General features: G+C 66.9%; 16 protein-coding genes. 4 read left to right on the forward strand and 12 right to left on the reverse strand.

Annotation, left to right across the window (positions count from 1 at the left end; translation table 11 throughout):
- Positions 1-22: 22 nt before the first annotated feature.
- On the forward strand, positions 23-403 hold the full coding sequence (locus tag HU825_RS02940; protein WP_043297766.1) for a RidA family protein: 381 nt from the start codon (positions 23-25) through the stop codon (positions 401-403).
- Between the two features lie 53 nt (positions 404-456).
- Here the strand turns inward: HU825_RS02940 and HU825_RS02945 are convergent, their stop codons facing one another.
- The gene (locus HU825_RS02945) at positions 457-1,023 is read right to left on the reverse strand and encodes an OmpA family protein (protein WP_431978441.1); all 567 of its coding nucleotides are present in this window, start codon (positions 1,021-1,023) and stop codon (positions 457-459) included.
- Positions 1,020-1,481 carry a FecR domain-containing protein gene (locus HU825_RS02950; RefSeq protein ID WP_054094077.1) on the reverse strand — a complete coding sequence of 154 codons (462 nt, stop codon included), beginning with the start codon at positions 1,479-1,481 and terminating at the stop codon, positions 1,020-1,022. The genes HU825_RS02945 and HU825_RS02950 overlap by 4 nt, the downstream gene beginning before the upstream one ends.
- A gap of 421 nt (positions 1,482-1,902) precedes the next feature.
- Between HU825_RS02950 and HU825_RS02955 the strand changes: the two genes are divergently transcribed.
- Positions 1,903-3,870: an AAA family ATPase gene (locus tag HU825_RS02955; protein ID WP_234302864.1), complete on the forward strand. Its 1,968-nt coding sequence runs from the start codon at positions 1,903-1,905 to the stop codon at positions 3,868-3,870.
- Between the two features lie 64 nt (positions 3,871-3,934).
- On the opposite strand, the gene HU825_RS02960 is transcribed toward HU825_RS02955, so the two are convergent.
- The 4 genes from HU825_RS02960 to HU825_RS02975 form a co-directional block, all read right to left on the reverse strand.
- Positions 3,935-4,552 carry a TPM domain-containing protein gene (locus tag HU825_RS02960; protein WP_234302865.1) on the reverse strand — a complete coding sequence of 206 codons (618 nt, stop codon included), beginning with the start codon at positions 4,550-4,552 and terminating at the stop codon, positions 3,935-3,937.
- A gap of 18 nt (positions 4,553-4,570) precedes the next feature.
- Positions 4,571-5,317: a TPM domain-containing protein gene (locus HU825_RS02965; RefSeq protein ID WP_234302866.1), complete on the reverse strand. Its 747-nt coding sequence runs from the start codon at positions 5,315-5,317 to the stop codon at positions 4,571-4,573.
- Positions 5,314-5,937, reverse strand: coding sequence for a LemA family protein (locus tag HU825_RS02970; protein WP_175415054.1), 624 nt, complete (start codon positions 5,935-5,937; stop codon positions 5,314-5,316). The genes HU825_RS02965 and HU825_RS02970 overlap by 4 nt, the downstream gene beginning before the upstream one ends.
- A 71-nt stretch (positions 5,938-6,008) precedes the next feature.
- Positions 6,009-6,950, reverse strand: coding sequence for a LysR family transcriptional regulator (locus HU825_RS02975; RefSeq protein WP_234302867.1), 942 nt, complete (start codon positions 6,948-6,950; stop codon positions 6,009-6,011).
- 100 nt (positions 6,951-7,050) lie between these two features.
- On the opposite strand from HU825_RS02975, the gene HU825_RS02980 reads away from it, so the two are divergent.
- Positions 7,051-8,064, forward strand: coding sequence for a zinc-binding alcohol dehydrogenase family protein (locus tag HU825_RS02980; protein ID WP_234302868.1), 1,014 nt, complete (start codon positions 7,051-7,053; stop codon positions 8,062-8,064).
- 17 nt (positions 8,065-8,081) lie between these two features.
- On the opposite strand, the gene HU825_RS02985 is transcribed toward HU825_RS02980, so the two are convergent.
- Both HU825_RS02985 and HU825_RS02990 read right to left on the reverse strand, forming a co-directional pair.
- Positions 8,082-9,305, reverse strand: coding sequence for a CaiB/BaiF CoA transferase family protein (locus HU825_RS02985; protein ID WP_234302869.1), 1,224 nt, complete (start codon positions 9,303-9,305; stop codon positions 8,082-8,084).
- 114 nt (positions 9,306-9,419) lie between these two features.
- A complete protein-coding gene (locus tag HU825_RS02990; RefSeq protein WP_234302870.1) occupies positions 9,420-10,601 on the reverse strand; it encodes an acyl-CoA dehydrogenase in 1,182 nt (393 codons plus the stop codon).
- Between the two features lie 175 nt (positions 10,602-10,776).
- Between HU825_RS02990 and HU825_RS02995 the strand changes: the two genes are divergently transcribed.
- A complete protein-coding gene (locus HU825_RS02995) occupies positions 10,777-11,685 on the forward strand; it encodes a LysR family transcriptional regulator (RefSeq protein WP_234302871.1) in 909 nt (302 codons plus the stop codon).
- A 151-nt stretch (positions 11,686-11,836) separates the two neighbouring features.
- Here HU825_RS02995 and HU825_RS03000 read toward each other — a convergent pair whose 3' ends face one another.
- The 4 genes from HU825_RS03000 to HU825_RS03015 all read right to left on the reverse strand — a co-directional run bounded on the left by HU825_RS03000 (position 11,837) and on the right by HU825_RS03015 (position 14,154).
- Entirely contained in the window at positions 11,837-12,211 is a 375-nt protein-coding gene (locus HU825_RS03000; protein ID WP_043299593.1) for a hypothetical protein, read from the reverse strand.
- 137 nt (positions 12,212-12,348) lie between these two features.
- Positions 12,349-12,621 carry an HU family DNA-binding protein gene (locus HU825_RS03005; protein ID WP_043299591.1) on the reverse strand — a complete coding sequence of 91 codons (273 nt, stop codon included), beginning with the start codon at positions 12,619-12,621 and terminating at the stop codon, positions 12,349-12,351.
- A 154-nt stretch (positions 12,622-12,775) separates the two neighbouring features.
- Positions 12,776-13,954, reverse strand: a complete 1,179-nt coding sequence (locus HU825_RS03010) for an FAD-dependent oxidoreductase (RefSeq protein WP_234302872.1) — start codon at positions 13,952-13,954, stop codon at positions 12,776-12,778.
- 32 nt (positions 13,955-13,986) lie between these two features.
- Positions 13,987-14,154: a rubredoxin gene (locus HU825_RS03015; protein WP_234302873.1), complete on the reverse strand. Its 168-nt coding sequence runs from the start codon at positions 14,152-14,154 to the stop codon at positions 13,987-13,989.
- Positions 14,155-14,260 lie beyond the last annotated feature (106 nt).

Raw genomic sequence — 14,260 nt, forward strand, 5'->3', positions numbered from 1 at the left:
CCTATTCCGCAGAGGAGTTTCCATGAGCAAGACCGTCATCAACACCGACAAGGCCCCCGCTGCCATCGGCACCTACTCCCAGGCGATCAAGGCCGGCAATACCGTTTACCTGTCCGGCCAGATTCCGCTGGACCCCAAGACGATGGAGCTGGTCGAGGGCTTCGAGGCCCAGGCGGTGCAGGTCTTCGAGAACCTCAAGGCCGTGGCCGAAGCCGCTGGCGGTTCGCTGAAGGATGTCGTCAAGCTCAACATCTTCCTCACTGATCTGGGCAACTTCGCGACCGTCAACGAGGTAATGGGCCGTTACTTCCAGCAACCCTATCCGGCGCGCGCCGCCATTGGCATCGCTGCGCTGCCCAAGGGTTCGCAGGTGGAAATGGACGCGATCCTGGTCATCGACTGACCTGATTGGCGCACCGCCAGCCGGTGCGCCTCCTCCTTCAGCGCAGACCGCGCTCAGCGAATCAATACCTCGACCCGGCGATTGCGCGGCTCGGCGGTCGCATCCGGCGTCGCCACCAGCAGATTGCGCTCGCCGTGACTGGTCACCCGCAACTCCATCGTCTCCAGCCCACGGGCCTTCAACAGCTCGGCAACCGCCTGCGCGCGACGCAGGCCGACCCGCACATTGGCCGCCTCGGCGCCGAGCGTATCGGTATGGCCGATCACCGTAACCACCGGGTAATCGCGACGCCGTACGGCTTCCAGAATCTGCTGCACGACCACCTCGGCGGCGGCGTCGGCTTGGCCGTCGGCGCGCAGCTGGAGCATGTGGCGCTCCGGCAGTGCCGGTTGCGCCGCCAGTGTCCGCTGGAAGTCCCGCTCGCGACGCAACGCGCTCACGCTGAACGGGCGCGCATCGGCCAGCGTCATGCCCTGCCCGGCTTGCGTCAGCTGCGGTGGCTCCTGATCGGCGAGCGCCACGCTGCCGGCGCCAGGCAGCATCACGTAGGAGCGTCCACTGCAACCGGCGAGCACCGCCGCCAGCAGGACCAAGCCCCACCCACGCCAGCCGGTCATCATTCCACCACCTTCAGCAACATCTGGCCGCCGTGCAGCCGCACACGGCCGTCTGGGGTGTCCACGGCAATGGCGCCCGGTGCCAGACGGGCTATATCGCCGCCGAGCAGATTCAACGTGCCACGCTGCAGGCGCGCATCGAACCGCAACTGATCCTCGGCCGGGGCGAAGCGATAGTCGTCCAGCACCAGCTCGCTGTGCGGACCGAACGAAAGCACACTGCCGTCGCTGAGGATCACGCCCAGCGCGCCGCCTTCGCCGGTGCTCAGCGTTACCCCGGGGATGATCGCCTGGCCGACCCGGGCAGCATTGGTATAACCACGGCTACTGACATAGGCCGCGCCCTCGACGCGGGCCACATGCCCGCTGGGCTCGGGCAGGTCGGTTGCAGCGGCCGTGGCCAGCCACAGCGCCGGCAAACCGGCCACGCAGCGCAACAGCTTCAGGTGCGGATCGTTCATCGGTCTCTCGAATCGACAGCTAGCGGAACGGCAATGATTAAGCCGAACCACTAAGGCAGTTGAAATCGGCAAAAGATTCCGCAGCGCCGCATGCAATCGCACCGGCGCGAGCGGTGTCGGGTGTGCATACGCTCTTGCTCCCAAGAGCACGAAAGGGTTCCGTCGACGACCTGTCATTCGTCGCAAACCTGCCGTCCGTTCGTCGCGTGACGGTCCGGGCGACCTCGCTTGCCGTATCCTCGCCGCTGGCGGTTGATTAAAAACCGACCAGCGGTCTGGCACAGAACAGCATCCATAAGCTAGCGACCGCACGCACAGCGTGCTGTGCGCCGGCGGGTTTCGCCCGCATCAGAAAACTGTGGTCTGCCCTGTCGGGCAGTGTTTTTATCGACGCGTCGGGCCTGCCCCGATTGGATGTGAAATGAAGAAACCACGTTTGCACCAGGGCCGTCCGGGTCTTGCGCTGTCCATGTTCGCCCTGCTGCTGCTCGCAGTGCTGGCTTTCTGGGCGACTCGTCCCGCCACACCCGTGCAACCGCCGGCCGCCGGTTCCGCGGCCGCCATGCTGGCCGAACTGCAGACCTCGCGCGAAAGCTGGGAAGCCCATCGCGGCGACCTCTCCCGACTGCTCGCCGACCTGCGCGACGGCGCCATCGCCAGCGCCGCACTGGGCGCCGACGCGGTTTACATCAGCGCCCGCGACGGCCAGCGCTACTGGGTGCCGGAGCAGTCCGGGCAGGTCGCCGCACTGCTGCTCGACCACTACGCCAGCAGCGGCGAGCTGTTTCCATTGACGCTGTTCGAAACCGCGGCGGACAAGCCGTTCTACCTGTCCCTGCTGCCTTACTCGCCCATGGTCCTGCTGCTGCTCGGCGGCGCCCTGTTCTTCATCCTCAAGACCCGCGGCTTCGAGGTACAGCGCAAGGGCAGCGGCGTGACCTTCGCCGATGTCATCGGCGCCGCGGAGGCCAAGCAGGCGCTCGCCGATGTCACCGCTTACCTGCGCGATCCGGCCGCCTACGCGCGCCTCGGTGCACGGCCGCCCAAGGGCGTGCTGCTGACCGGCGAGCCCGGCACCGGCAAGACCCAGCTGGCCAAGGCACTGGCCAGCGAATCGAATGCCAGTTTCATCCAGGTGACCGGCAGCGACTTTTCCTCGATGTACTTCGGCGTCGGCATCCAGAAGGTCAAGGCGTTGTTCCGCACCGCGCGCAAGCAGGCGCCGTGCATCATCTTCATCGACGAGATCGACGGCATCGGCAAGCGCGCCGAACAGCAACGCTCCAGCGATGCCGAGAGCAACCGCATCATCAACCAGTTCCTCGCCGAGCTGGACGGCTTCGACGGCGCCAGCGGCGTGCTGGTGCTGGGCGCGACCAACTTCCCCAACTCGCTCGACCCGGCGCTGGTGCGCGAGGGCCGTTTCGACCGCAGCATCGCTGTCGGTCTGCCGGGACTGGACGACCGCGAGGCGCTGTTTCGCCTGTACGCCGGGCGGATCAGCGCCGCCAGCGATCTGGACTTCCCCCAGTTGGCACGCAACAGCGTAGGGCTGACGCCAGCGGCCATCGCCTACATCGTCAACCATGCCGCTCTGCTGGCGGCCCGCACGGGCGCCACGCAGGTCGACATGGGCCACTTCGTCGATGCCGTCGAAACCTGCCGCATCGGCGAGCAGCCGTCGGGCGTGACGCCGATGTCGCCGACCGACCGCAAGCGCATCGCCGTGCACGAGGCCGGACACGCGCTGGTGGCAGCCGAACTCAAGGTCGGCCGCGTAGAGAAGGTCACCATCCTGCCGCGCGGCCAGGCGCTGGGCGTGACCCTGGTGACGCCGGTGGAGGACAAGCGCCTGCACATGGAGTCCGAGCTGCGCGCGCGCATCCAGATGCTGCTGGCCGGGCGCTGCGCCGAGCAGCTGTACTTCCATGAGGTCTCGTCCGGTGCCGGGCAGGACCTGCAGGAGGCCTCGAAGATCGCCCTGTCGATGGTCGGCGCGCTGGGCATGGGGCCGAAAGGCTCGCTGCTCAGCCTGCAGGCGGTGCGTGATGCGCACATCGAGTTCGACTCGGGCGACACCATCCGCGCCGCCGATGATCTGCTCCGCCAGCTCGAACGTGACTGCCAGGCACTGCTGCAGCGGCTGCGGCCGGCGCTGGACGAGGTGTCCGCGCGGCTGCTGGCCAGCGAAACCGTGCCCGGCGAAGAGGTGCTGGCGGCTATCGAGCGGCTGCCCGCGCATCACCGCGACGCCAGCATCAGCAGCATCGGCGGCCAGATCGGCACCCTCGATCGCGTCGCCGCCAGCACGCTGGAGCATGCTGAGCACTTCGAGCTCTCGCCTGCGCCACAGGACAAGCCGTGCGACGACGGGCCGGGGATGGCCTGAGGCCGGCGCGAGGCGCACCTCGGGAACGGGTTCGGCGGAGCTGCGGTGGCCTCCTCGAACGCCGCTAGTCCAGCACCACCAGCCGATTGGGCAGCTCGTTGCGCGCATGGGTGGCCGGCACATGCCGCGCCAGCAGCGCGCCGGCCGACTCGATGCAGCCGAGGAAGCCCTCGAGCACCTGGCCCTGCTTCACCCGTTCGGTGAAGGCGGCGACAATCGTCTCCCAGGCGGCATTGTCGATACGGCTGGCGATGCCGCGGTCGACGAGGATCTCCACATAGCGCTCCGCCTCGCTGACGAAGATCAGCACGCCGGTATCGGCCTCGGTGTGATGCAGGTTCAGCTCGATGAACTGCCGTCGCGCCAGGTTGCAGGCCCGCCAGTTGCGCACCGCGCGCGGAATCAGCCGACTGGTCAGCGCCGGCGCGCGGAACGCCACGGCCAGCACGAGAAACGTCGCCCATTGCACCAGCAGCTGCTGCCAGGCATTCAGCCAGCCGCCGAAGAACAGCAACGCGCCGGGCAGCAGCAAGGCGATCAGGCTGGCCCAGAGCAGCGGAATGTAGCGGTAGTCGTCGGCCTGCGCGGCCAGCACGGTCACCACCTCGGCATCGGTGTCGCGCTCGATGCGCTCGATCGCCGCGGCTACCTGTTGCAGCTCGCTCTCGCTCAGTAAGGTCATTGCGCGTCCATCGTTCGATTACCAGCCACCAGAGGCACCGCCGCCGCCGAAGCCGCCGCCCCCTCCGCCAAAAACTCCACCGCCGCCGAAGCCGCCCCCACCGCCGCGACCCATGCCACCCAGCAACGCGCCGAGCAGCAGCGCGCGGCGACCACCGCGCCCGCCACGACCGCCGCCGATGAGGAAGATCGCCACCAGCATCAGGAAGAATCCGAGGATGCCCAGGCCGCCCGGCTCCTGCGAACCCATCGGCATTGCCGGGCGCAGTGCCGCGCTTTGCAGCGGATCGCCGCCGAGCACCTGGATCATCGCCTCGGCGCCGGCGCTGATGCCTCGCGCAAAATCGCCCTCGCGAAAGGCCGGCACGATGATGCCGTTGATGATCAGCGAAGACTGCGCATCGGTCAGCCGCCCTTCCAGGCCATAGCCGACCTCGATGCGCACTCGCCGTTCGTCGCGCGCCACGATCAGCAGCGCGCCGTTATCCTCGCCGCGCTGACCGATCCCCCAGGCGCGTCCCAGCGCCACGCCAAACTCCTCGATACTGCGGCCCTGCAGATCCGGCACGGTCACGACCACCACCTGCTCGGTGGTGGCCTGCTCGTGCGCGGCGAGCATGCGCGTCAGGCGCGCCTCGGTCGCGGCGTCGAGCAGCTCGGCGCCATCCACCACCCGACCGCTCAGCGCCGGCAACGCCAGCGGCTGCGCGGCGACGCCCGCAGCCCAGAACAGCAGGCCGAGCAGCAGAACCGACGCGAATCTCACTGGAATTTCACTTGCGGCGCCTGTTCGGCGTTCTGGGCGGTGGCCTCGAAGGTTTCGCGGATCGGCATGTCGCTGTACATCAGCGTGTGCCAGATGCGCCCGGGGAAGGTGCGAATCTCGGTGTTGTAGCGTTCGACCGCGGCAATGAAGTCACGCCGTGCCACGGCGATGCGGTTTTCGGTGCCCTCCAGCTGTGACTGCAGGGCCAGGAAGTTCTGGTTGGATTTCAGCTCCGGATAGCGCTCGGAAACCACCATCAGGCGACTCAGCGCACCGGTCAGCTGGTTCTGCGCCTGCTGGAACTGCTGCAGCTGCTCGGGGTTGTCCAGGGTGCTGGCGTCCACCTGGATGGAGGTGGCCTTGGCCCGCGCCTCGATCACTGCGGTCAGGGTTTCCTGCTCCTGGCGGGCGAAGCCCTTGACTGTCTCCACCAGGTTGGGGATCAGGTCGGCGCGGCGCTGATACTGGTTCTCCACCTGCGCCCAGGCGGATTTCACCTGCTCGTCGTACTGCGGAATGTTGTTGATGCCGCAGCCGCTGAGCAGCGCGGAGAAAAACAGCAAAATCGCCAGTTGCCAGGTAGATCTGAAGCGCTGCGTCTGCATGATCCGCTCGTCCATTTCAGTGGTGGGTTACTGCATAAGGATAGCCAAGCGCCGGCAGAGTTCAGGCGGACCGATTGCCGCTGCGCCTAGGCACCGGCCAGAACGTAAGCACCATTGCGCCAGGGCGCCTGCGCCAGCAGTGCCGAACAGCGCGTTTGCAGATAGTCGTGCAGCAGCCGTACCGGCTTGCCGAGCTGCGCGCGATGGGCGCAGAGCAGGCTGAGCGGCGCCGCCTCGCCGAGACAGTCTGGCAACAGCACCTGTAGACGGCCCGCGGCCACGTCGTCGGCGATGTCCAGCCAGGACTTGTAGGCCAGCCCACCGCCGGCCAGCGCCCAGCGCCGCACCACGTCGGCATCGTCGCTGACCCGATCACCGCTGACCTGCACGGTGAGCGCCCGCCGTCCCTCCTGAAAGCACCAGCGGTCGTGCACACGTCCGGCGAGCATGAAGCGCAGGCAGTTGTGCGCCGCCAGCTCGTCCAGCCGCCGTGGTTCGCCGTGGCGCTGCAGGTAGGCAGGCGAGGCGCACAGCACACGGCGGTTCTCGCCAGCGACCGGCAGCGCGACAAGGCTGGAATCCTCCGGCGCGCCATAGCGCAGGACCAGGTCCACCGGCTGACGGAACAGATCGGTCAGCCCGTCGCCCAGCAGCAGGCGCAGCTGCAACTGCGGATGACTCGCCTGGAATTCGTCGAGCCAGGGCAGCAGAACGTTGCGACCGAAGTCCGATGGCGCCGACAGCTGCAGCACACCACTGATCGCCTCACGCCCGCCAGCGAGCGCCTGGGCGCCCTCGTGCAGGCTGGCCAGTGCTGCCCGGGCATGCAGCAGATACGCCTCTCCCTCGGCGGTCAGACGCAGGCTGCGGGTGGAGCGCACGAACAGTCGCGCGCCCAGGCTCGCCTCCAGGCGCTTCAAGGCCGCACTGGCCACCGCCGGCGACACGTCGAGCCCGCGCGCGGCGGCGGAAAGGCTGCCACTGTCGGCGGTACGGACGAACAGCTGCAGGTCGTCGATACGCAGCATTTTCAAAATCCTGTTGAAAGAGCCTCGCTTATCGCCCCGTTTTTCCGCCGCGTCAAATAGCTGAGCATGCCCCTCCACCGAATCCATACGGAGCAACAGCATGAAAGCGGTCGCCTACTCTGAATCCCTCGCCATCGACGATCCCCGCGCGCTGCAGGACGTGGAACTGCCCGAGCCGGTACCCGGCCCGCGCGATCTGCTGGTGGAGGTGCGCGCCATTTCGGTCAACCCGGTGGATACCAAGGTACGCCGCAACACGCAGCCCGAGGGCGGTCAGCCGAAGGTGCTGGGCTGGGACGTCGCCGGTGTGGTCGTCGGGGTGGGCAGCGAAGTCAGCCTGTTCAAGGTCGGCGACGAGGTGTTCTACGCAGGCTCCATCGCCCGCGCCGGCGGCAACAGCGAACGCCATCTGGTGGATGAGCGCATCGTCGGGCGCAAGCCGCGGAGCCTGAGCTTCGCCGAGGCCGCCGCACTGCCGCTGACCGCCATCACCGCCTGGGAGCTGCTGTTCGAACGCCTGCAACTGGTGGAAGGCCAGGGCGCCGGGCAGCAGTTGCTGATCGTCGGTGCCGCCGGCGGCGTCGGTTCGATCATGCTGCAGCTGGCCCGTCAGCTCACGAAGGTCAGCGTGATCGCCACCGCCTCGCGCCCGGAAACCCAGGCCTGGGCCCGCGAACTCGGCGCCCATCATGTCATCGACCATAGCCAGCCGCTGCACGCCGAGCTGCAGCGCGCCGGTTTCGCCAGCGTCAGCCATGTCGCCAGCCTGACCCAGACCGATCAGCATTTCGACCAGCTGGTCGAGGCACTGACGCCGCAGGGCCGCCTGGCGCTCATCGACGATCCGGCCCAGCCGCTGGACGTGATGAAGCTCAAGCGCAAGAGTCTGTCGCTGCACTGGGAGCTGATGTTCACCCGCTCACTGTTCGAGACGCCGGACATGATCGAGCAGCACCACCTGCTGCAGCGCGTCAGCCAGCTGGTCGATCTGGGCGTGCTGCGCACCACCCTCGGCGAGCACTTCGGCACCATCAACGCGGCCAACCTGCGTCGCGCCCATGCCCTGCTGGAAAGCGGCAAGGCCAAGGGCAAGATCGTGCTGGAAGGCTTCTGAGCTAGATAGCCTCCAGGCTAGATCACTCCGGCCGCGCGCAGGCCGGCGATCTGCTCGTCGTTCATGCCCAGCAGCCGCTGCAACAGCGCCTCGCTGTGCTCGCCGAGCAGTGGTGGCGGGTTGCGGTACGCCACTGGCGAAGCGGACAGCCGCAGCGGGCTGGCCACCTGCGGCACGCTACCGGCCAGCGGGTGCGGCATGTCGACCTTGAGGCCACGATGCCGTACCTGCGGGTCGGCAAACACCTGGGCAAGGTCGTTGACCGGCCCGCAAGGCACTCCAGCCCGCTCCAGCGCCGCCAGCCATTCGGCGGTGGTGCGGAACACCGTGGCCTGGCGAATCAGCGGAATCAGCTCGGTACGATGAGCGACCCGCGCCTTGTTGCTGGCGAAACGCGGGTCAGCGGCCCATTCGGGATGACCGGCGACTTCGCAGAACTTGCGAAACTGACCGTCGTTGCCGACGGTGAGGATGATGTCGCCGTCGGCAGTGGGGAAATCCTGATAGGGAACGATGTTCGGATGGGCATTGCCCATGCGCCTGGGCGCCACGCCGGTGGTGAGATAGTTGAGCGCCTGGTTGCCGAGGCAGGCGACCTGCACGTCGAGCAGCGCCGTGTCGATATGCTGGCCCTCGCCGCTGCGTTCGCGATGTGCCAGCGCAGCGAGCACGCCAACGGTGGCGTACAGACCGGTGAGGATATCGGTCAGCGCCACGCCGACCTTCACCGGCCCGGCGCCCTCCTCCGCATCGCTGCGGCCGGTCAGGCTCATCAGCCCGCCGAGCCCCTGGATCATGAAGTCGTAGCCGGCGCGTGTGGCGTAGGGGCCGTCCTGGCCGAAACCGGTGATCGAGCAGTAGATCAGCCGCGGATTGATCGCCTTCAGGCTTTCGTAATCCAACCCGTAGGCGGCCAGCCCACCGACCTTGAAATTCTCCAGCAGCACATCGCACTGCGCCACCAGCTCGCGGATGACGCGTTGGCCCTCGGGCCGGGTGAAGTCGGCGGTCAGCGACTGCTTGTTGCGGTTGGCGGTCAGGTAATAGGCCGCCTCCGAGGTGTTCTCGCCGTGCTGGTCCTTGAGATAGGGCGGGCCCCAATGGCGGGTATCGTCGCCCGTGCCGGGGCGCTCGACTTTGATCACCTCGGCGCCGAGATCACCGAGGATCTGCCCGCACCAGGGCCCGGCGAGCACGCGCGACAGGTCGAGAACGCGGATATGGGACAGGGCGCCGGGCATCGCGACTTCCTTCGTGGGTAGGGTGGAAAATGACCGCAGGTCTTTTCCACCAATGGATACGGGACCGGGAGCAAAGGTGGAAAACGCTGGCGCGGTTTTCCACCCTACGAACCGTCAGAAGAACGCCTGGATGCCGGTCTGCGCGCGGCCGAGGATCAGTGCATGCACATCGTGGGTGCCCTCGTAGGTGTTCACCACCTCCAGGTTGACCAGGTGCCGGGCCACGCCGAACTCGTCGCTGATGCCATTGCCGCCCATCATGTCGCGCGCCATGCGCGCCACGTCGAGTGCCTTGCCGCAGCTGTTGCGCTTCATGATCGAGGTGATTTCCACCGCGGCGGTGCCCTCGTCCTTCATGCGGCCGAGGCGCAGGCAACCCTGCAGGGCCAGGGTGATCTCGGTCTGCATGTCGGCCAGCTTCTTCTGGATCAGCTGGTTGGCCGCCAGCGGCCGACCGAACTGCTGGCGGTCGAGCACGTACTGGCGCGCGGTGTACCAGCAGAACTCGGCGGCGCCCAGTGCACCCCAGCTGATGCCGTAGCGGGCACTGTTCAGGCAGGTGAACGGCCCCTTCAGCCCGCGCACATCGGGGAAGGCGTTCTCTTCCGGGCAGAACACGTTGTCCATGACGATCTCGCCGGTGATCGAGGCGCGCAGGCCGACTTTTCCGTGAATCGTCGGGGCGGACAGCCCTTCCCAGCCCTTTTCCAGCACGAAGCCGCGAATCTCGCCGGCGTCATCCTTGGCCCAGACCACGAAGACATCGGCGATCGGGCTGTTGGTGATCCACATCTTGCTGCCGGACAGGCGATAGCCGCCGTCGACCTTTTTCGCCCGGGTGACCATCGAGCCAGGGTCGGAGCCGTGGTTCGGCTCGGTGAGGCCGAAGCAGCCGATGTATTCGCCGCTGGCCAGCTTGGGCAGGTACTTCTGCCTGGTCGCCTCGTTGCCGAACTCGAAGATCGGCACCATCACCAGCGAGGACTGCACACTCATCATCGAGCGGTAGCCCGAATCGATGCGCTCGACCTCGCGGGCGATCAGACCGTAGCACACGTAGTTCAGCCCGCTGCCGCCGTAGGCTTCGGGAATGGTCGCGCCGAGCAGGCCGGTCTCGCCCATCTCGCGAAAGATCGCCGGATCGGTGCGCTCATGGCGGAAGGCTTCCAGCACCCGCGGCGCCAGCTTGTCGGCGGCGAACTGCGCGGCGCTGGTCTGCACCATGCGCTCTTCCTCGGTCAGCTGCTGGTCGAGCAGCAGCGGGTCGATCCAGTTGAAGCTTGCTTTGCCGGCCATTCGGGAGGCTCCTCTTGTTGTCTTCGGCACCGCGGGCGCGCGGGCGGGATGAGCTGATCCTAGGCGCCGCGACGGTGCGTCGCAAACGAGGATTTCGCACCAAGCTGTGCGTTTTGATCACTCCGAGATAAGCTCCGGGTCCATTATCAGGCTTATCCCGTGAGGTCTTTGCATAATGCGCCGCAAGATCCCTAGTACCGCCGCGCTGATCGCCTTCGAGGCCGCCGCCCGCCACGAGAGCTTCACCCGCGCGGCCGACGAGCTGGCGCTGACCCAGAGCGCCATCTGCCGGCAGATCGGCGGGCTGGAGGAATTCCTCGGCCTGGCGCTGTTCCGCCGTTCGCGGCGCGGCGTGAAGCTCACCGCCGCCGGCCAGTCCTACGCCCGCCGCATCGCCGCGCAGCTGGACGCGGTGGAGCGCGACACGCTGTCGGTGATGGGCCAGCAGGGCGCCATGAGCCTGGAGCTGGCCGTGGTGCCGACCTTCGGCACTCAGTGGCTGGTGCCGCGCCTCAGGCATTTCCAGGCGCTGCATCCGGAAATCACGGTGAACCTGACCAACCGCACCCGGCCCTTTCTCTTTGCCGATACCGAGTTCGATGCTGCCATCTACTTCGGCGATGCCGACTGGTCCGGTACCGAGGCGCACTACCTGATGCCCGAGGACCTGCAGCCAGTCTGCAGTTCGGCCCTGCTATGCGACGGTCAGCCGTTCACGACCCAGGCCCTGGCCGAAATGCCGCTGCTGCAGCAGACCACCCGACCTTATGCCTGGCGCCAGTGGTTCGATTCGTTGGGGTTGAAAGTCGCCCGCGACATGACCGGACCGCGGCTGGAGCTGTTCTCCATGCTGGCGCAGGCGGCCGAGCATGGCATGGGGGTGGCGCTGATCCCGCCGTTCCTGATCCAGCGGGAACTGGCCGAGGGACGGCTGGTGCTGGCGCATCCGCACGCCTATCGCAGCGAGACGCGGGCGTACTACCTGATGATTCCGGAGCGCAAGGTGGAGTCGGCGAGTTTGGTGGCGTTTCGCGATTGGTTGAAGGAGGAGGCGAGGGTTTGGCGGGAGCAGGACGGGGCATAGTCCCGCGGACCGGCTTATCGGCGAATGCTGGAGCCTGCGCTTCGGTCGTGCCGAGGAAAGCGCGGCGTCGTCCGCCGGCAGGGACGCCCTACGAGGTGGAAAACGCTACGCGGTTCTCCACCCTACGGTTCTTGAAGGTGACGCGGCAGAGTCACTTCTTCTTACGAGGCGTCAGGTATTTGGTCAGACCCTGAAACCACATCACCAGCGCCGGATTCCCCTGAATCTGAATGTTCTTGTCCTGAATCCCCTGCATGAACGCCAGTTGCTTGTTCTTTGCCGTCATGGTCTCAAACCCATAGACCGCGTCCCTGAAACCCAGCGAAAACGCCGGCTCGCTCGCCGGGCCGCTTTTGCTGGTGACACGCTGGTCGCGCACGACGAACTGCCGCGCCACCTTGCCGTCGAGCGTATGCAGCTGGAAGGTCAGGTTCTTGTCGCCCAGCTGCTGCTGGAACTCGGGGTTGGTACGGCTGGCCTTGGCCATCAGGCGGCCCAGCATCCAAAGCAGGAAACGGAATTTCATGGTGACGTCCGACCGATTCGAGGAGAAGGCCGCATTGTAGAGGCTGGATCGGCGGACGAAAGTGCGGGTACGGCGGGGTCGGCGGCCGACCGGGCGGTCAGTTGACCCGGAGCCGCTGGGGCTCCGGGTAACGCACGTCAGCTGACGGCGTCCTTGAGCATCTTGCCGGGCTTGAATGCCACGGTGTTGCTGGCCTTGATGGTGACCGGCTCGCCGGTCTGCGGGTTCTTGCCGGTGCGGGCGCCGCGATGGCGCGGTACGAAGGTGCCGAAGCCGACCAGGGTCACGCTGTCCTTGCGGTGCAGCGCATTGGTGATTTCATCGAGCACGGCGTTGAGTACACGATTGGCCTGATCCCTGGAAAGGTCGGCCTTCTCGGCGATGGCTGCGGCGAGTTCCGGTTTGCGCATTGGAAGCCTCTGAGACTTTGTTGTTGTTGTGTCCTGCTGCTCCGAGGAGCAGCGTTCTAAGGCGCTGCGACGGCTCTAGACCGGGCAGACGCGTCGAGAATGGCATGCTGCTAGCACCTGCGCCAGTCTTCTACGACTCAAGTCCGATCCCGGCTCAGGCCTTTAGCGACAGAACTTGCGGCAGTTCCGCCAATACCGGCGGAAGCTGCCGATTCAGCGCCATCCGCTCCTGCGTTGCCGCGCCTGTCAGAGCATAGCCGAGCAGCTGGCCGGAGGGCGCCAGATAGCGTGCACGCACGTCGGCTCCCTGGGCCTCCACGGACCAGTGGCCCTCGGCACCAACGGCCGGCGGCGAGACCACCAGCGGGCATACCGGCGTCTTGACCGTGACCGGCATGGCACCGTAGCTGACCATCGTCGGGGTGCCCGCCAGCGTCCTGGCCAGTGCGCGCACGCCGCTCATCAGCGGCATCACGTAGAGCAGGCTGAGCCCTTCCACTTCGGCGCAGTCGCCCAGTGCGTAGATGTGCGGCTGCGAGGTCTGCAGCAGCCGATCGACGACGATGCCGCGCGCCACCTGCAGACCGGCCTCGGCGGCCAGTTCGGTGCGCGGTCGCAGGCCGACGGCGCTCACCACCAGGTCGCAGCTCAGCGTCTGCCCATCCGAGAGACGCGCCTGCAGACCGTCGCCCGTGCGATCGAGGCGTTGCAGTACCGGCCCCAGGTGAAAGCGCGCGCCGAGCTGCTGCAGTCCGCCCTGCACCGCGGTGGCGGCCTCGAGCGGCAGCAGCCCGGGCATGATCTGCGTGCTCGGCGCAACCACGTCGACCTGATAGCCGCCGGTCAGCAGGTCGTTGGCGAATTCGCAGCCGATCAGCCCGGCGCCGAGAATCAGCACACGCCGCTTGCCCTGCGCCGCCGTGCGGAAACGGCGGTAGTCGTGCAGGTCGTTGATCGGGAAGATCGCGTCCTGCGCATCGCCCTCGACCGGCACGCGAATGGTCTGCGCGCCCCAGGCCAGCACCAGATCGCGATAGGCCACCGGCTCGTTGTCGATCCAGATGCGGCGCGCCGCGGGCTCGAGGCGGGTGACCCGGGTGTGGGTGCGGATTTCGGCATTGAGCTTCTCGGCCATCTCGCCGGCATCGGCCTGGCCCAGGCCGTCGGCGTCCTTACCCATGGCGAAGCCGGTGGACAGCAGCGGTTTGGAATAGGATCGCCCGTCATCGCTGGTGATCAGCAGCAGCGGCGTCGCGCTGTCGAGCTTGCGCAGCTCGCGCGCCAGGTTGTAGCCGGCCAGGCCGGTGCCGATGATCACGATAGGTGCTGTCACGTTGTCCTCCTCGTTGTAGTGCGAAGCGTGGCTCAGGCGACCACGACCATCTCGAAATCCACCTTGCCGACGCCGCAGTCGGGGCAGGTCCAGTCTTCCGGTACGTCTTCCCAGCGGGTGCCCGGCGCGATGCCCTCCTCGGGCAACCCCGCCGCTTCGTCATAGATGAATCCGCATACCACGCATTGCCATTTGTTCATTCCGGACCTCGATACCGTATTCATCGAACCGCACGCTATACGAGCACGCACGGACTTGCCATCCACGAACGAAACGGGCGGCCAAGGCCGCCCGTCGTTCAGGGTT

This window comes from Pseudomonas phenolilytica, from assembly GCF_021432765.1.
GTDB classification, from domain to species: Bacteria; Pseudomonadota; Gammaproteobacteria; order Pseudomonadales; family Pseudomonadaceae; genus Stutzerimonas; species Stutzerimonas phenolilytica.